The organism is Promicromonospora sp. CA-289599 (assembly GCF_050936155.1).
In the GTDB taxonomy this organism is placed as follows: Bacteria; Actinomycetota; Actinomycetes; order Actinomycetales; family Cellulomonadaceae; genus Promicromonospora.
Map to the genome: position 1 here is coordinate 691,822 of NZ_JBNJNI010000001.1, position 16,929 is coordinate 708,750.

Consider the following 16,929-nt stretch of genomic DNA (forward strand, 5'->3'; position numbering starts at 1 on the left):
CTCTTTATCCACAGGATTTGCTGAATCCGGTGCCCTGTGGGTGGACCGCTCGAAGCCGGACCTTCCCGGCACGGGGGTCTGGACGGCTCAGACGTCGATGAGCCGGCCCTCCTTGGCGGACCGCCGGACGGCGTCCAGCACCTCCGCGGTCCGGACGGCGTCCGCCGGGTCGACCGGGACGTCGGCCTCGCCGGCGAGCCATTCGGCGACCGCCGTGTAGAAGTCTCCGTGCCCGCCGCGCGGCTGGGGTACCGCCGTCCGCTCCCTGCCGCGTACCAGCCAGCCGTGCGTTCCCTCGGGCTGTTCGCCGTCGAGCACGTCGAAGGGTGAGGCGTCGCCCTCGAACGAGTTCACGAGGTAGGCGCCGCCGTCGCCGAGCACGCGCGTGCGCGGCCCCGGCGCACCGACGAGGGAGCCCGCCCACAGGCGGGAGACCACGCCCTTGGCGGGCGGTTCGGCCCCGAAGAGGACGTCGGCGCCGGCGGCCCGTCCCGGGACGACGCCGGGGTCGCTCCCGGGCGCGGCGTGGTGCAGCACGAGGAACACGTCGTCCTCGGTGGGCGTGGAGAGCGCGCGCGTCTCCGCGTACACGGCGACGACGGGGCCGAACAGCTGGGTGGCCGAGTCCACGAGGTGCGGGCCGAGGTCCAGCAGGAGCCCGCCGCCCACCGTGTCGTTCTCCTTCCAGCGCTGCTGCGGCTTGGGGCGCCAGCGCTCCCAGTGCCGCTCGAAGGTGTGCACCTTGCCGAGGTCGCCGCGCTTCAGCAGGGCCGCGAGGGTGAGCTGCTCCGGGTCCCAGCGGCGGTTGTGGAACACGGTGAACGGCGTGCCGGACGACGACGCGGCGCCGAGCACCCGCCGGGCCTCCGCCGCTGTGGTCCCGATGGGCTTGTCCAGCACGAAGGGTTTGCCCGCGACGGAGACGGCGTTCGCGTGCTCGGCGTGCAGCGACGAGGGGCTCGCGATGACCACGAGGTCGTAGAGTCCGGGCTCGGAGAGCATCGACGGGAGGTCGTTGAACAGGCGTGCGCCGGGCCAGTCGCCGGCCGCCTGCACGCGCCGCCCCGAGTCGCGTGCGACGACTGCGGTCACCGTCATTCCCGCAGCTCGCGCCAGGCGAGCGTGGATTTGCCTGCCCGCACCTCCGTAGCCGACAATCCCGATCCGAAGAGCCATGGCCCCATCGTGCCCCGCGGGGCGCGGCAACGCGAGATCACTGGTCAGCGGGTTAACTGCCGTAACACAACTCTGGCAGACTGGGGCAAGAGGTACGTTTCGCACGTTCTTAGCGTGTCCGGCCAAGTGTGTCCGGACCACACCTGCCGAAAGAATGAGGGGCTCGTGTCCGCCACAGCCAAGAAGAAGTCCAGCCAGGCCCGCAAGACCCTGCAGCTCGTACTCGTCGCGGTGGCGGCACTCGTGCTGGCCGGAAACTTCATCATCAAGTCCCTTGGTGACGACGTGGCCCCCGCCGAGGGCGCCGAGGGCTCGGCCCTCGCGGCGCTCGACTCGCTCACGGTGCAGGAGGCCGCCACGAAGGACGGCTACGACCGCGAGGCCGACTTCGGCAGCGCGTGGCAGGACGCCGACGACAACGGCTGCGACACCCGCAACGACATGCTCCAGCGCGACCTCGAGGACATCGAGTTCTCCGACGGCGACGCGTGCGAGGTGGCGTCCGGGACGCTCGACGACCCGTACACCGGCGAGACCATCGCCTTCGAGCGCGGCGAGAACTCGGGCGACGTGCAGATCGACCACGTGGTGGCCCTGATGAACGCCTGGACGACCGGCGCCGCGGAGTGGGACAAGGAGAAGCGCGTCGCGATCGCGAACGACCCGCTCAACCTCGTGGCCTCCGACGGCCCCGCGAACATGGGCAAGGGTGCGAAGGACGCGTCCGAGTGGCTGCCCGACAACCAGGCCTACCGCTGCGAGTACGTCGCCCGGCAGATCGCGGTCAAGACCGTGTACGAGCTGTGGGTCACGCCCGCCGAGCACGACGCCATGGAGGACGTCCTGACCAGCTGCCCGGCGGAGCCGCTCCCGACCCCCTGATCCGGACGTAGGGTGGCGGGCATGGACATCCGTCACCTCACCGGGCACGTCGAGTACCACGAGGGCTGGGACCTGCAGCGCAGCACGCACGAGTCCGTCCGCGCCGAGGAACAGGCCGACACGGTCTTCCTCCTCGAGCACGCGTCCGTCTACACGGCGGGCGCCCGGACGAACAAGAACGAGTACCCGACCGACGGCACCGAGGTCATCAAGGTGGACCGCGGCGGCAAGATCACATGGCACGGGCCGGGCCAGATCGTGGCCTACCCGATCGTCAAGCTGGCCAAGCCGTTCGACGTCGTCGAGTACGTCCGCACCCTCGAGCAGGCGGTGATGGACGTCTGCGCCGCGTTCGGTCTCGAGACCATACGGGTCGAGGGCCGCTCGGGCGTCTGGGTCGCCGCGGACTCCCCCGACGCCGAGACGCCGCGGCTGGAGCGGAAGGTCTGCGCCATCGGCGCGCGCGTGGCCAAGGGCGTCACCATGCACGGCCTCGCCCTGAACTGCGACGCCGACCTCAGCGCGTTCGACCACATAGTGCCCTGCGGCATCCCCGCGGAGGACGCCGACGTCACCTCGCTGACCGCCGAGCTCGGCCGGCGCGTCAGCGTCGACGACGTCCGGCCGCTGCTGGAGGCGGCCCTGATCGAACGCCTCGCGCCGCTGCTGGCCCGCGCGGAGACGGCGGCCGCAGTGCCGGTTCCGGTGCCGACCACGGCCGCCGTCGCCGTCGCGTGACGAACGCCACTGCCGGGCCACCGGACGACCGCGCGAGCGCGGCCGACCGAGGCTTAGGCTGGGCGGACCCGCTGACCTGGGAGGGACCTGCGTGACCATCGCACCTGAAGGCCGACGCATGTTGCGCATCGAAGCGCGCAACTCGGCTACGCCCATCGAGAAGAAGCCCGAGTGGATCAAGACCCGGGCGGTGATGGGTCCCGAGTACCGCGACATGAAATCGCTCGTCAAGGGCGAGGGCCTGCACACGGTCTGCGAAGAAGCCGGCTGTCCCAACATCTTCGAGTGCTGGGAGGACCGCGAGGCCACCTTCCTCATCGGCGGTGACCAGTGCACGCGCCGCTGCGACTTCTGCCAGATCGACACCGGCAAGCCCGCCGACTTCGACAAGGACGAGCCGCGCCGGGTCGCGGAGTCCGTGCGCACCATGGGCCTGAAGTACTCGACCGTCACGGGCGTCGCCCGCGACGACCTGGCCGACGGCGGCGCCTGGCTCTACGCGGAGACCGTCCGCCAGATCCACGCGCTGAACCCCGGCACCGGCGTCGAGCTGCTGATCCCGGACTTCAACGCCATCCCCGAGCTGCTCGACGCCGTCAACGAGTCCCGCCCCGAGGTGCTCGCGCACAACGTCGAGACCGTGCCGCGCATCTTCAAGCAGATCCGCCCCGCGTTCACCTACGAGCGGTCGCTCTCGGTGATCACCCGGGCCCGCGACGCAGGCCTCGTCACCAAGTCGAACCTGATCCTCGGCATGGGCGAGACCATCGACGAGGTCAAGCAGGCGCTCCAGGACCTGCGCGACGCCGGTTGCGACATCATCACGATCACGCAGTACCTCCGGCCCTCGCTGCGCCACCACCCGGTGGACCGCTGGGTGCGGCCCGAGGAGTTCGTGGAGCTGTCCGAGACGGCCGAGAAGATCGGCTTCCTCGGTGTGATGGCAGGGCCGCTGGTGCGTTCGTCGTACCGCGCGGGCCGGCTGTGGGGACAGGCGATGACCAAGCACGGCCGCCCCATCCCCGAGGCGCTCGCGCACCTCGCACAGCCGACCACCTCCCGGCAGGAGGCGGCGAGCCTGCTGGCCCGCTGATCCGGCAACCCGACCACCCGCAGCGCATTAAGATTGACGACCATGGCCCGAAACTCGTCCGGGGACGACGCGCGCAACGACGTAGCAGCGTCTGCCTCCAAGCAGAAGAAGCCCAAGAAGCGCCGCTGGTATCACCAGCTGTGGGACGTCTACAAGATGACCCGCAAGCAGAACCCGCTGGTCACCTGGTGGATGCTCGCAGCGTTCGTCGGGGTCGTAGCGGTCGCGCTGCTCATCGGCGTCCTCACGGGTCCGTGGGTCTACGCACTGGTCATCGGTGTGCCGTTCGGCGTGCTCGCCGCGATGTTCGTGCTGTCGCGCAGCGCCGAGAAGGCGGCCTACACGCAGATCGCCGGCCAGCCCGGCGCCGCGCGCGCCGCGCTCGGCACCGTCCGCGGCGGCTGGACCTTCGAGGACGAGCCCGTCGCGGTCGACGCACGCAACCAGGACTTCGTGTTCCGGGGTGTCGGCAAGGCCGGAATCGTGCTCGTCTCCGAAGGGCCGCCGCACCGCGTGGGGCGTCTGCTCGAGCAGGAGCGCAAGCGCGTCAGCCGCATCCTCTCGAACGTTCCGGTCACGCTGATCCAGTGCGGCGACGGCGAGGGACAGGTGCCGCTCACCAAGGTCGCGCGCGCCGTCACGAAGCTCAAGTCGACCCTGACGAGGGCCGAGGTCGCCGAGGTCAGCAAGCGCCTCAAGGCCATCGGCGGCATGAAGCTGCCGATCCCGAAGGGCATCGACCCGACCCGTGCCCGCCCCGACCGCAAGGGCATGCGCGGCCGCTGACCGGCGCTCTCCGGCTGTCCGATGGACGGACGCGGCCGGGCTCGGTCATGTGACTTCTGGCACGCTGAGCAACGCTGCCGGACCCTCGACCAGCACGTCTTCCCGGGATCACGCGGCCGAGAGGCCCGAGAAACATCCCGGCAACAATCATTAACCCGAGAGAAACCACCTGCCCATAGGTTCATGGCGATCCGCGTGCGACCCTGCCCTGCTCGTCCGGCACGGTCCGACGGACTCCCCCTGAACTTATCGAGCGAGCAAGGAGCGCAGATGTTCAAGAACGCCGAGGAGGCGATCGCCTTCACCCGCAACGAGGGGGTGGAGTTCGTCGACGTCCGGTTTATCGACCTGCCGGGCATCACGCAGCACTTCAACATCCCGGTCGAGCAGTTCGACGAGGACGCCTTCAGCGAGGGCCTCATGTTCGACGGCTCGTCCATCCGCGGATTCCAGGCGATCCACGAGTCCGACATGAAGCTCGTGCCGGACATCACGACGGCGTTCATCGACCCGTTCCGCAAGGCCAAGACCCTGATCGTGAACTTCTCGATCGTGGACCCGTTCACGGGTGACGCCTACGCTCGCGACCCGCGCAACATCGCGGCCAAGGCCGAGGCGTACCTGAAGTCGACCGGCATCGCCGACACCGTCTTCTTCGGTGCCGAGGCCGAGTTCTACGTGTTCGACGACGTGCGTTTCAAGACGTCCGCGAACGAGAGCTTCTACTCCATCGACTCCGTCGAGGCCGCGTGGAACACCGGCCGCGAGGAGGAGGGTGGCAACCTCGGGTACAAGACCCGCTACAAGGGCGGCTACTTCCCCACGTCGCCGAGCGACCGTTTCGCCGACCTGCGCGACGACATGGTCAAGGTCCTCGGCCAGGTCGGTCTCTCCGTCGAGCGCGCGCACCACGAGGTGGGCACCGCCGGCCAGCAGGAGATCAACTACAAGTTCAACTCGCTGCTGCACGCCGCGGACGACCTGATGAAGTTCAAGTACGTCATCAAGAACGTCGCGTTCGAGGCCGGCAAGTCGGCCACGTTCATGCCGAAGCCGGTCTTCGGTGACAACGGCTCGGGCATGCACTCGCACCAGTCGCTCTGGAAGAACGGCGAGCCGCTGTTCTACGACGAGAAGGGCTACGGCGGCCTGTCCGACCTGGCTCGCTGGTACATCGGTGGCCTGCTCAAGCACGCGCCGTCGCTGCTCGCCTTCACGAACCCGTCGGTGAACTCGTACCACCGCCTCGTCCCGGGCTTCGAGGCTCCCGTGAACCTCGTCTACTCGGCTCGTAACCGTTCCGCCTCGATCCGTATCCCGATCACGGGTACCTCCCCGAAGGCGAAGCGCATCGAGTTCCGCGCGCCGGACCCGTCGTCGAACCCGTACCTCGCGTTCTCGGCGATGCTGATGGCCGGCCTGGACGGCATCAAGAACCGCATCGAGCCGCCGGCACCGGTCGACAAGGACCTGTACGAGCTGCCCCCGGAGGAGCACGCGCAGATCGCGCAGGTTCCGACGTCGCTCAACGGCGTGCTCGACGCGCTCGAGGCCGACCACGAGTACCTGACCGCCGGTGACGTGTTCACCGAGGACCTGATCGAGACCTGGATCGCGTACAAGCGCGAGAACGAGATCGACCCGATCCGCCTGCGGCCGCACCCGCACGAGTTCGAGCTCTACTACGACATCTGATCGCCGGTCCCTTGTGACCTGCTGAGATGCCCCGAAACGGCGGTTGACCTGCACTCTCGTCGCGCGACGTCGTGCAGTGTCGGCCGCCGTTTCTCGTCATCCCGTGTAACTCTCGTGCAGCTCTCCGGGCGTCGGGAGGTGGTTGCTCCTGCGCGGCGGGCTTGATTCCCGCGGTGACCGGCTCAGCTCGGCACGCCGCCCCAGGTGACGAACTGCTCAGCAAGGACGCTGAGGAGGAGCAGGCCACCGAGCAGCCACACGGCCACGAGGCCACTGCGTCGACCTCTGGTCAGCAAGAGGACGGTCACTGCGCTGTAGCTCAGCGAGATGACGATCGCGGAGATGAACGCAGGGGTAAAGCGGGCTTGTGGTGAACAACCAGGCGGTGGTGGGTAGACCAGCGCGCACACCGTTCCGGGCTCGGGTGGGTAGGCGAGGGTCCAGATGTTCACGAGTGCCCAGGTGGCGATCCCGGCAGCGGCGACGAGCTCGATCGCGAGCACGACTGCACGGAGCGTGCCTGCGGTGTCATGGTCGTGCGTGTCCGCGTCTCCCATGATCCGAGAGCCTATCGGGACATGACGTGGATCCTGTGGCTCCGCGCCACCTTGGTCATGTCGGGCTTGCGCTGAACGGATCGCGATGTGCAGAGCGATCAGAAAGATCAGAACCGCTCCGATGGCGCCCAGGACCTCGGCCCATCGCGCTGCCCAGCCGATCAACCCGCCAGTCCCTCGAACTGTATGAACTGATCCCCATCTCGGTGTCGGCTCGCAGGATCTGAAGAGCCGGCGCCCTGCCTGCCCGACTCACCTACACGCTGGCGGAGGGCCTCGCTCCGACAGGTAGCACCGGCGTCCGACGTCGGAAGTACGCGACGGTCAGGACCGCGAGCAGCGGACCCCACGCCAGCAGCGGCACGTAGCAGACCAGCAGGATCACCCGGGGCAGGCAGGAGAAGGGAGTCGGTTGGAATGCTCATGTCGTCGATCGTGGTCGGGAAGCGCACCGACCGGATCACCCGCCGAGGGGGTCCGCTCCCCCGATCGAGTGACGTCCACACCGGGCCGGATGTCGGATCCGGCCGCGCCACCGAGATGACCATGTACCTGCTGCCAGGACCGGCGTCATCCTGGCAGCAGGTACATGGTCATCCGCGGTCGACCACCGGCTCGAACCGGTCGTGCACCGTCTGGCACACTCCCTCGCCGTGCGTCAGCCCAGGCAGGTCCCGCTGCAGCGCCGCGACGCTGCCTGCCGGGATCTCGCCGCGCACCTCGGCGATCCCCGCACCGGCCGTGCCCGACTCCATCGGCACGCCGCCCAGCCGTCCGACCAGGGACGTGACCGACCCGACGACGTCGTCAGGCAGCTCGATGACGAACCGGTGGACCGGCTCGCACACCACCGTCCCGGCCCGCCGGATCGCGGCGACGAGCACGCGCGGCGTCAGCCCACGGAAGTCGGCCCCCGTGCTGGACATCGCCTTGTTGAACTTCTGGTGCATGTGGCTCTGCCGGGGTGCGTAGCCCGAGTGGGTCATGACCACCCGGGCATCCGGGACGGGCCACCGCAGGGATCCGCGGGCCAGCTCCCGGCGCACGGTGTCCTCGACGGCGTCGAAGAAGGCCGGCGGCATCGAACCACGTTCGCACTCCAGCTCGAACGTGACGCCCGACCCGGGCGGCACGGGCTCCACCCGCAGCCCGATCGTGGCCAGGAACTCGTTGCCGTCCTGCTTCTTCACCTCGAGCGCGTGCCCGGTGCCGACCATCCGTTCCTGGCGCGCCGTGCGCACCTCCCCGAACCGCGCGTCCACGGCGTACTCCCGCTGCAGGACGGCGGCCAGCACCTCCCGCTGGACCTCGCCGTACAGGGAAACGGTGATCTCCTCGCCGCGTCGCCGCACGCGGATCAGCGGGTCCTGCTCGGCAAGCTCGGTGAGCGCGGCGTACAGCCGGCCGCGATCGCCCGGGGCGACGCCGACCACCGTCTCGTACGACGGCGGCGGGAACTGGCTCGCCCGTTCGTCCCCGGGCAGCGCGTGCCCGACGACGTCGCCGACCCGCGCCGTCGAGAGCCCGTGCACGACGGCGATCTGGCCGGCCGCGGCCGTGCCTCGCGGTTCGAGCGACCCATGGTGAGCGACGCTCAGGCCCGTGACCCGCTCGGCCCGGCCGTGCCCCAGGTCGATCTTGTCCCGGACCCGCAGCACGCCGGACCGCATCCGGACGAACGCACGCTTCCGCCCGCCCTCCCGGTCGATGGCGAAGACCACGCCCGAACGCGCGTCGGCGTCCACGTCGGCGTCGACCGCGGGCAGGTAGCTCCCCAGGGCGGCGGTCAGCTCGGGCACACCGGCGCCCGTCACCGCCGACCCGAACAGCACCGGATGCGCGCTTCCCCGCCGCGACTCGCCGGCGAGCCAGGCGCGCAGGCCGTCGTCGGGCAGCGGCTCCACCCGGGCGGACGGCGTTCCCGCGGCCACCACCCGCTGCACCGGCAGCACGTCGGGGCTGAGGCGGCGCGCGACGGCGTCGGCCACCGCCTCCGGGCGGGCGCCGCGCCGGTCGATCTTGTTGACGAACACGATCACCGGCAACCGCAGCCGCTGCAGGGCACGCATCAGCACGAGGGTCTGCGCCTGCACACCCTCGACGGCGGACAGCACGAGCACCGCGCCGTCGAGCACTGCGAGGCTGCGGTCCACCTCCGCGATGAAGTCCGGGTGGCCGGGTGTGTCGAGCACGTTGACGGTGACGTCCCCGGCCGGGAAGGACGCCACGGAGGCGCGGATGGTGATGCCGCGCTCCCGCTCCAGCGCGAGCGTGTCGGTGGTGGTGTCGCCGCGGTCCACGCTGCCCGGGCGGTCGATCACGCCCGCGTGGTGCAGCAGGCGTTCGGTCAGGCTGGTCTTACCGGCATCGACATGGGCGACGATCCCGAGGTTGAGGTACGACAAGAGCTGTCACGTCCGTGAATCGGTGGGTCAGGGCACGGGGCGTGACAGCTGTCATCGGATTTCCTTTTCGCTCGGGTGGGACACCACGATGCTCCGGCCCGCGCGATCAGGGCAACGGTTTTTCAGACCTACCTCATCGTGCGACCTGCAGCTCCTGGATCCTGGCCGACGCCGGTGCGGGCGCCGACACAACCCGGCCCGCCCGCCGACCCCGAGGCGGCAGCTGCCCCGCCAGCACCGCCGCGAGCGCCAGCGCGAATCCGGCGATCTGGATCCCGGACAGGCTCTCGCCGAGCACCCCGACGCCGATCGCCGCCGCGACCATGGGCGAGAGCGGGGCGAGGAATGCGACGGAGGTGACCGGCAGCCGTCCGATGCCGCGGAACCAGAGCACGTAGGCGATGAGGCCGCCCACCAGGCCGAGCCAGAGGTAGCCGAGCGCCGCCCGGCCGTCGATGGCCGGTGGCAGGCCCTCGGCGATGAGGGTGACGGGGACGAGGAACAGGCCGCCCGCGGTCAGCTGCCAGCCCGCGGCCGAGACCGGGCCGACGCCTTCGGGGCGTCCCCAGCGCTTGGTCAGGGTGACGCCGAGCGCCATCGAGACGGCGCCGGCCAGTCCGGCGAGGACGCCTGCCGCGTCGAGGCGGGCGCCTGGGCCCAGTACGACGAGGCCGACGCCGACGACGCCCGCGACACCCCAGGCGACCCGGCGCAGGGACAGCCGTTCGCGGAGCACCGGCACTGCGAGGAGCGCGACGAACAGGGGTCCGACGGCGCCGAGCGTTGCCGCGACGCCGCCGGGCAGCCGTTCGGCGGAGATGAAGAGCATCGGGAAGAAGAGGCCGATGTTGAGCGTGCCGAGCACTGCGCTCTTCCACCACCAGGCGCCTCGGGGCAGCGCCCGGGCCGCCGAGCCGTTCCTCGCAGCGGTGGCCCGGCTGAGCACCGCGCCGATCGCGACGGCGACGAGTCCCGCGGGCAGCGCACGCGCGAGCCCGGCGAAGAGCGGGTGCCCGGACGGGAGCATCTCGGTGGTGACGAAGTACGTGGTGCCCCAGACCATCGGGGCGAGTGCCGTGACGGCGGTGAGGGCGGCGACGGCGGTGAGTGCCGCCGTCCGGCCCTGGCGGCGGCCCTGCCGGAGTGTCGTGGTGTCCATGTGCTCCAGTTTTCGCCCGCGACCACCGATGAGTCCAACACATCCTTTTCATGCGATCGATCGTGCTGCACGATTGATCGCATGGAGCTCCAGCAGATGCGCTACGTCGTCGCGGTCGCCGAGACGTCGAACTTCACGCGGGCCGCGGAACGCTGCCACGTCGTCCAGTCGGCGCTGAGCCACCAGATCAAGCGGCTCGAGCACGAGCTGGGCGCCGCGCTCTTCGCCCGCACCAGCCGCCAGGTGCGCCTGACGGCGGCGGGTGAGGCGTTCCTGCCCGCCGCCCGGCAGGCGCTCGAGGCCGCCGAACGCGCCGCGGCCGACGCCGCGGCCACGGTCGGTGAGGTGCGCGGGCGGCTGAGCGTGGGCGTCATCCCGACGGTCGCGGCCGTAGACGTACCGGCTGCCCTGCGTGAACTGCGCGGCAAGCACCCGCAGGTGCGGGTCTCCCTGCGCACCGGCCCGAGCGAGCTGCTGACGGCCGACGTCGCGGCCGGGCGGCTCGACGTGGCGTTCCTGGGGCTGCCCAGCTCCGCCCGGCCGAGCGGCGTGCACCGCCACGAGCTGGCGCGCGACCGCCTGGTCGCCGTCCTCGCCGCGGACCATCCGCTGGCCGGCGCGCAGGGCCTGGCCCTCGCGGACCTCGCCGCCGAACCGTTCGTCGACTTCCCGTACGGGTCGGCCGGCCGGGCGCAGACCGATCAGGCCTTCGCGCGCGCCGGCCTCGGCCGGGACGTCGCCTTCGAGGTCACCGACGCGCCGCTCATGGCCCAGATCATCCGGCACGGGCTGGCGATCGGCTTCCTGCCCTCGACGTATCTCCGACGAGCGCCCGAGCTCGGCGGGCTGGCCACGGCCACCGTCACCGATGCGCCGAGCCGCGTCGAGTACGTCGTCTGGCCCAAGCCCGGGCCTACCCCGGCGACCCGTGCGTTCCTGACGGCGATCGGGCTCCCGACGGCGCCAGACGGCGAACTCTAGCCTCTCCCGTCATCGGGTGGCTCGAACAGGTCTCGCTCAGACGTCGGCGAGCCGTGCCGGGTCGACCCGAGCCAGGCGCGCCGCGTCCTGGCCCGGCGGGAGGCCGAACAGCCGTCGGTACTCACGGCTGAACTGCGAAGCACTCTCGTAGCCGACGGCGAAGCCGATGGCGGCCACGTCGCCCGGCTCGGCCAGCAGCCGGGCGCGCGCCTCCTGCAGCCGGATCACCTTCTGGAACTGGATCGGCGTCATGGTCGTGACCGCCCGGAAGTGGCGGTGGAGCGACGTCACGCTCATGCCCGCGACCCGTGCCACGTCCTCGACCCGGAACAGGTCGGCGTGGTGCTCGCGGATCCAACGGATGGCCCGGCCGACCTGCACGACGTTGCCGTCGCCCAGCCCGATCTGCCGAACGGTCCCGCGCTGCGGACCGGTGAGCAGCCGCCAGACCAGCTCGCGCTCGGCCCCGCTCCACAGCACGCGCTGGTCGTCGGGCCGGCCGAGCAGCCGGAGCAGGCGGACGACGACGTCGAGCAGCTCGTCGTCGGCCGAGCTGACCGCCACCCCCGGGGACGGCGCGCCCGCCGCCGGGAGCGGCGCCTCCAGGACGAGCTCGGCGATCAGCGCGGGCCGGAGGGCGAGGCCCATCACCAGGTAGGGATCCACGGCGGAAGCCCGGCTGACATGGGCGATCACCGGCAGCTCCATCGACGCGACGAGGAACTCGCCGCTGCCGTAGGTGAAGACGCGCTCGCCCAGCACCGCGCGCTTGGCGCCTTGCACGACAAGCACGAAGACCGGTGTGGTCTGGCCGGGCATCGGCTCGGTCGGAGCGTCGGAACGGTGCAGGACCAGACCTGCCGGCGTCGGCCCTCCGGCGTGACGGAGCACCAGCTCACGGATCTCGGGTAGCGCGCTCACCGCCCCACGGTGTCAATCTTGGAAGGATCAGGCAAGCCGCTGGCAGCATCGCGCTACCTCGGCAAGGTCGTACCGGTGTGCAATCGACTCATGACACTCGACAGCTTTGTCACGCTGGGCCGCTCCGGCCTGCGGATCAGCCCCTACACCCTCGGCGCGATGACCTTCGGGGAGGACCATGGCTGGGGGTCCCCGGTCGCCGAGTCCGAGGCAATGATCACGGAGTACCTGGAACGTGGTGGCAACTCCATCGACACCGCGAACATCTACACCAACGGTCACTCCGAGAAGATCATCGGTGACTACCTCGCCGCCCGCCCGGGCCTGCGCGACCGGATCGTGCTGGGCTCGAAGTTCTTCGGGAACCTGTTCCCTGGCGACCCCAACGGCGGTGGCGCCGGGCGCAAGGCGGTCGTCGCGCAGGTCGAAGGCTCGCTGCGCCGGCTGGGCACCGACTACCTCGACCTCTACTGGCTCCACAACTGGGACCGCGGTGTCCCCGTGGAGGAGACGCTGCGGGCGCTGGACGATCTCGTCACGGCCGGCAAGATCCGCTACGTCGGCCTGTCCGACCTGCCCGCGTGGAAGGCAGCGGAGGCACAGGTCGTGGCCCACTTCCGGGGCTGGACGCCCGCCGTCGCGATGCAGCTGGAGTACTCGCTGCTCGAACGCACCGTCGAGGGCGAGCTCATCCCGATGGCAGCCGAGCACGGGCTCGGGGTGCTGCCCTGGAGCCCGCTGAAGAGCGGATGGCTGTCCGGCAAGTTCACGCGCGGAGGCGGGACCGTGGACACGATGCGTGCCGGCATCGTGGGCGGACCGTCGGAACGTGACTGGCCGGTCATCGAGACCCTGGTGGAGGTTGCTGCCGAGGCCGGGGTGACGCCCGCTGCGGCGGCCCTCGCGTAAGTCGGCGCCCGGCAGGGTGTCACGTCGGTGCTCATCGGGGCGCGGCGCCTCGACCAGCTGCGGGCGAACCTCGACGCCGTGGACGTCCGGCTCACGACGGCGCAGACGGCCCGGCTCGACGAGGTGTCGGAGCCGACACTGAGCTTTCCGGCGGCCAACAACCGGGACCTCGCGCCGAGCCTCGGCTTCGCGGGCGCGACGGTGGACGGCCGGCCCAGCGCCGCACTCCCCTGGCTCGAGCAGAGCTCGACGCGCTACTGAGCGGCAGGCGGGGCTGACCTCCGGAGAACTTCACTCCGCGCCGTAGAACACCCGCTCCATCACCCCGCGCGCGCGCCGCGCGAGTCGCAGGTACAGCTCCTCGAGCTCCGGTCCCGTGCCGACGTCCCCGAGCAGGCGCGCCAGCCCGGTCAGGGCGTGGCTGTCGTGCGGCAGCTGGTCGACGCCGGAACCCGTCGTCCGCCCGGACCAGAGCACTATCGCCGAACGCAGCCGCGACGCGAGCCGCCAGGCGTCCAGCAGCACCTCGGCGTCGTCGTCCGTCAGCAGGTCGGCGTCCCGCGCCGCCTTCAGCGCGGAGACGGTGCCGGTGGTGCGCAGGCCGGGCACCTCGAACGCGTGCTGGAGCTGCAGCAGCTGGACCGTCCACTCGACGTCGGAGACTCCGCCGCGGCCCAGCTTCAGGTGCCGCGCCGGGTCCGCGCCGCGGGGCAGCCGCTCCGACTCCACGCGCGCCTTGATGCGCCGCACCTCGCGCAGCACCGCGGCGTCCGGGCCACCCTCCGGGTAGCGCAGCGGGTCGATGAGCGCGGTGAACCGCGCGCCCAGCGAGACGCCGCCCTCGGCGCCGGGTCCCAGGTCGAGGTCGCCGGCGCCGGCCGTTCCGCCGTCCGGCAGCAGGGCCGCTACCGCTCCCTCGTCCGGGCCGCCCGCCGCGACCACGCTCAGCGTCCCGGACAGAGCCCGCGCCCGCAGGAGCGCCTGCGCCTCCCAGGGCGACGACCAGCGGCCGTAGTACTCCACGTAGGACTTGAAGGAACGCACCAGCGGCCCGTTGCGGCCCTCGGGCCGCAGGTCGGCGTCCACGGGCAGCCCGGGCTCGGGCCCGACGGCGGAGAGGATGCGCCGCAGGTTCTTCGCCACCGTCAGGGCGTAGTCGTTGGCCTGCTTGTCCGGTGCGCCGCCGACCGCCTCGTACACGAACATGACGTCGGCGTCCGAGCCGTAGCCGAGCTCCTGGCCACCGAGCCGGCCCATCGCGACGATGAGCAGGCGGGCGGGCTCGTCCCCGCGGGCGACCCCGCGCTCGGCCCGCGCGTCGTGCTCGGCGATGCGCAGCCCGCCCGCCAGGACCACGTCGGCGGCGTCTGAGATGGCCCTGGCCGCGGACACCGGGCCCAGTGCCCCCAGCACCTCCGCGACGCCGGTGCGGGCCAGCTCGCGCCGCCGCAGCGCGCGGAGCGCGACGGTGGCGGCGTCCACCTCCTGTGCGCGCCCCAGCAGCGCGTCCGCCTCCGCCGCCAGCCTGCGCACCCCGCGGGGCGCCAGCGAGTCGGACTCCGCGAGCCAGCGCACCGACTCCGGGGACCGCCCGATCGCGTCGGCGAGATACCGCGAGGAGGAGAGCACCTGCGCCAGCCGCGACGCCGCCTCGGCGGAGTCGCGCAGCAACCTCAGGTACCAGTGCGTCGATCCGAGGGTGTCGGACAGCTTGCGGAACGCGAGCAGCCCCTCGTCCGGGTCGGCACCCTCGGCGAACCAGCCCAGCAGCACCGGCAGCAGCTGGCGCTGGATCGAAGCCCGGCGCGAGACGCCGTCGGTCAGGGCCTGGACGTGCCGCATGGCGCCGGCCGGGTCCCGGTAGCCGATCGCGGCGAACCGCGCCATGGCGGCCCGCGGAGCGAGCGACGCCTCGCCGGTCGAGAGCAGCGCCGTCGCGGGCAGGAGCGGCCGGAAGTAGACGGCCTCGTGCAGGTCGCGGACCTCACGCCGCACCGAGCGCCACGTCTTGACGAGATCGTCGGCGCCGCCCTGGCCCAGCCCGCGCGCGATGCGGCGCAGCTCGGCCTCGGAGGTCGGCATGAGGTGCGTCCGGCGCAGCCGGAAGAGCTGGATCCGGTGCTCCAGTGCCCGCAGGAACCGGTAGCACTCCCCCATCCGGCGGGCGTGCTCGCGTCCGACGTAGCCGCCGCGCGACAACGCCGCCAGGGCCTCGAGCGTCGTCCGCGACCGGATGTCCTCGTCCGCGCGCCCGTGCACGAGCTGCAGCAGCTGGACGGTGAACTCGACGTCGCGCAGGCCGCCCTTGCCGAGCTTGACCTGCCGGTCCGCCTCGGCCACCGGCACGTTGTCCTCGACGCGCTTGCGCATCGCGCGGGCGTCCTCCACGAAGTTGGGCCGCTCCACCGCCTGCCACACCAGCGGCCCGACGGCGGCCACGTACTCCTCGCCCAGCGCCCGGTCCCCCGCGACCGGGCGAGCCTTCAGCAGCGCCTGGAACTCCCACGTCACCGCCCACCGCTCGTAGTACGCGACGTGGCTGGCCAGCGTGCGGACGAGCGGCCCCTGCTTGCCCTCGGGCCGCAGCGCCGCGTCGACCTGCCACAGCGCGGGTTCGGCGGACGGGCCGGCGCACACCTGCGCGAGCCGCCCCGCGAGCCGGGCCGCCACCCGCAGGGCGTGGTCCTCGTCGCACGCCGGTGCGCCGTCGGGGAGCTGTCCCGGTTCGGCGACGTAGATCACGTCGACGTCCGAGATGTAGTTCAGCTCCCGGCCGCCGGTCTTGCCCATGCCCAGCACGGCCAGGCGCACGCCGACGGCGTGGTCCTCCTCGTCGGCGCGCGCGATCGCGAGCGCACCCTCCAGCGCCGCCGCCGCCAGGTCCGCGAGCGCGGCGGCCACCGCGGGCAGCACCACCAGGGGGTCCGGCGCGGTGACGTCGGTGGCGGCGATCCGCAGCAGCCGCGCCCGGTAGGCCCGGCGCAGCCGGTCGGTGTACGACGGCGATCCGCCCTCGGCGGGTACCGCACGCTCGGCCGGCATGTGGGTCCCCGCGACCGGCTCGGCCGACTCGGGGTCCGCGTCGACGGCCCGCAGCAGCTCGGCGCGCACGAGCTCGGCCGCTACGCCGGTGCCCGGCGTGCGGTCGCCGATCAGGTCCAGCAGCGCGGAGTGCCGCACCAGCTCGTCGCCGAGCGCCGAGGAGGAACCCAGGACGCGCAGCAGCCGGTCGCGCGCGGACGGCTGGGGTGCGTCGTCGTCGTCCGCGTCGCGGGACTCCGCCGGCTCACCGTCAGAGACCGCGAGGACCGGGCGCAGCCGGTCCGGGGCGGCGGCCGCGAGCCGGACGAGCTGCAGCAGCGCGAGGTCGGGGTCGGCGACGCCCGCGAGCGCACGCAGCAGCGCGGCGTCCGCGGGCGCCAGCTCGACGGCGCCGCGGTCCGGTCCGGCCGCGTGGTCCGCGCCCCTGGCGCCCTTCGGCGTGCTGTCCAGGACCGACACCAGGTCGGGATCCCGCCACAGCGAGGCCGAGCGGGTGAGGTCGGCGAACCCGGCCCGGATCAGGTGGGTCGTCAGGGTCTCGGGTCGGCGGCTCTGCACCCCCTGACCCTACGACGCGAACTCGCC

At 71.8% G+C, this 16,929-nt stretch carries 12 protein-coding genes and 1 pseudogene; 7 read left to right on the top strand and 6 right to left on the bottom strand.

Annotated features, from left to right (window positions below):
- Positions 1-87: 87 nt before the first annotated feature.
- Entirely contained in the window at positions 88-1,176 is a 1,089-nt protein-coding gene (locus tag ACQEVI_RS02930; RefSeq protein ID WP_432894459.1) for a Gfo/Idh/MocA family oxidoreductase, read from the bottom strand.
- A gap of 165 nt (positions 1,177-1,341) precedes the next feature.
- Between ACQEVI_RS02930 and ACQEVI_RS02935 the strand changes: the two genes are divergently transcribed.
- The 5 genes from ACQEVI_RS02935 (at position 1,342) to glnA (ending at position 6,370) form a co-directional block, all read left to right on the top strand.
- Positions 1,342-2,058 carry an HNH endonuclease family protein gene (locus ACQEVI_RS02935; protein WP_432894461.1) on the top strand — a complete coding sequence of 239 codons (717 nt, stop codon included), beginning with the start codon at positions 1,342-1,344 and terminating at the stop codon, positions 2,056-2,058.
- A gap of 21 nt (positions 2,059-2,079) precedes the next feature.
- Positions 2,080-2,796 carry a lipoyl(octanoyl) transferase LipB gene (gene lipB / locus ACQEVI_RS02940; RefSeq protein ID WP_432894463.1) on the top strand — a complete coding sequence of 239 codons (717 nt, stop codon included), beginning with the start codon at positions 2,080-2,082 and terminating at the stop codon, positions 2,794-2,796.
- A gap of 91 nt (positions 2,797-2,887) precedes the next feature.
- Entirely contained in the window at positions 2,888-3,889 is a 1,002-nt protein-coding gene (gene lipA, locus ACQEVI_RS02945) for a lipoyl synthase (RefSeq protein ID WP_432894465.1), read from the top strand.
- A 42-nt stretch (positions 3,890-3,931) separates the two neighbouring features.
- Positions 3,932-4,675, top strand: a complete 744-nt coding sequence (locus ACQEVI_RS02950; RefSeq protein ID WP_432894467.1) for a DUF4191 domain-containing protein — start codon at positions 3,932-3,934, stop codon at positions 4,673-4,675.
- A 270-nt stretch (positions 4,676-4,945) separates the two neighbouring features.
- Positions 4,946-6,370: a type I glutamate--ammonia ligase gene (glnA, locus tag ACQEVI_RS02955; protein ID WP_377134216.1), complete on the top strand. Its 1,425-nt coding sequence runs from the start codon at positions 4,946-4,948 to the stop codon at positions 6,368-6,370.
- 182 nt (positions 6,371-6,552) lie between these two features.
- Here the strand turns inward: glnA and ACQEVI_RS02960 are convergent, their stop codons facing one another.
- The 3 genes from ACQEVI_RS02960 to ACQEVI_RS02970 all read right to left on the bottom strand — a co-directional run bounded on the left by ACQEVI_RS02960 (position 6,553) and on the right by ACQEVI_RS02970 (position 10,491).
- Positions 6,553-6,927, bottom strand: coding sequence for a hypothetical protein (locus ACQEVI_RS02960; RefSeq protein ID WP_432894469.1), 375 nt, complete (start codon positions 6,925-6,927; stop codon positions 6,553-6,555).
- 593 nt (positions 6,928-7,520) lie between these two features.
- Positions 7,521-9,332, bottom strand: coding sequence for a GTP-binding protein (locus ACQEVI_RS02965; RefSeq protein ID WP_432894472.1), 1,812 nt, complete (start codon positions 9,330-9,332; stop codon positions 7,521-7,523).
- A gap of 133 nt (positions 9,333-9,465) precedes the next feature.
- A complete protein-coding gene (locus ACQEVI_RS02970) occupies positions 9,466-10,491 on the bottom strand; it encodes an EamA family transporter (protein ID WP_432894475.1) in 1,026 nt (341 codons plus the stop codon).
- Between the two features lie 81 nt (positions 10,492-10,572).
- On the opposite strand from ACQEVI_RS02970, the gene ACQEVI_RS02975 reads away from it, so the two are divergent.
- Positions 10,573-11,472 (top strand): LysR family transcriptional regulator, encoded by a 900-nt coding sequence (locus ACQEVI_RS02975; RefSeq protein ID WP_432894478.1) that lies wholly within the window; start codon positions 10,573-10,575, stop codon positions 11,470-11,472.
- 36 nt (positions 11,473-11,508) lie between these two features.
- Here the strand turns inward: ACQEVI_RS02975 and ACQEVI_RS02980 are convergent, their stop codons facing one another.
- Positions 11,509-12,393, bottom strand: a complete 885-nt coding sequence (locus tag ACQEVI_RS02980; protein WP_432894481.1) for an AraC family transcriptional regulator — start codon at positions 12,391-12,393, stop codon at positions 11,509-11,511.
- A gap of 159 nt (positions 12,394-12,552) precedes the next feature.
- Here ACQEVI_RS02980 and ACQEVI_RS02985 point away from each other — a divergent pair.
- Positions 12,553-13,563 (top strand): annotated as a pseudogene (locus tag ACQEVI_RS02985) (aldo/keto reductase).
- 30 nt (positions 13,564-13,593) lie between these two features.
- Here ACQEVI_RS02985 and ACQEVI_RS02990 read toward each other — a convergent pair.
- Entirely contained in the window at positions 13,594-16,902 is a 3,309-nt protein-coding gene (locus ACQEVI_RS02990) for a bifunctional [glutamine synthetase] adenylyltransferase/[glutamine synthetase]-adenylyl-L-tyrosine phosphorylase (RefSeq protein ID WP_432894483.1), read from the bottom strand.
- Positions 16,903-16,929 lie beyond the last annotated feature (27 nt).

Coding starts and splice junctions, on each gene's coding strand:
- ACQEVI_RS02930 (WP_432894459.1), bottom strand. CDS start 1,176: ATGGCTCTTCGGATCGGGATTGTCGGCTACGGAGGTGCGGGCAGGCAA.
- lipB (WP_432894463.1), top strand. CDS start 2,080: ATGGACATCCGTCACCTCACCGGGCACGTCGAGTACCACGAGGGCTGG.
- ACQEVI_RS02950 (WP_432894467.1), top strand. CDS start 3,932: ATGGCCCGAAACTCGTCCGGGGACGACGCGCGCAACGACGTAGCAGCG.
- glnA (WP_377134216.1), top strand. CDS start 4,946: ATGTTCAAGAACGCCGAGGAGGCGATCGCCTTCACCCGCAACGAGGGG.
- ACQEVI_RS02960 (WP_432894469.1), bottom strand. CDS start 6,927: ATGGGAGACGCGGACACGCACGACCATGACACCGCAGGCACGCTCCGT.
- ACQEVI_RS02970 (WP_432894475.1), bottom strand. CDS start 10,491: ATGGACACCACGACACTCCGGCAGGGCCGCCGCCAGGGCCGGACGGCG.
- ACQEVI_RS02975 (WP_432894478.1), top strand. CDS start 10,573: ATGGAGCTCCAGCAGATGCGCTACGTCGTCGCGGTCGCCGAGACGTCG.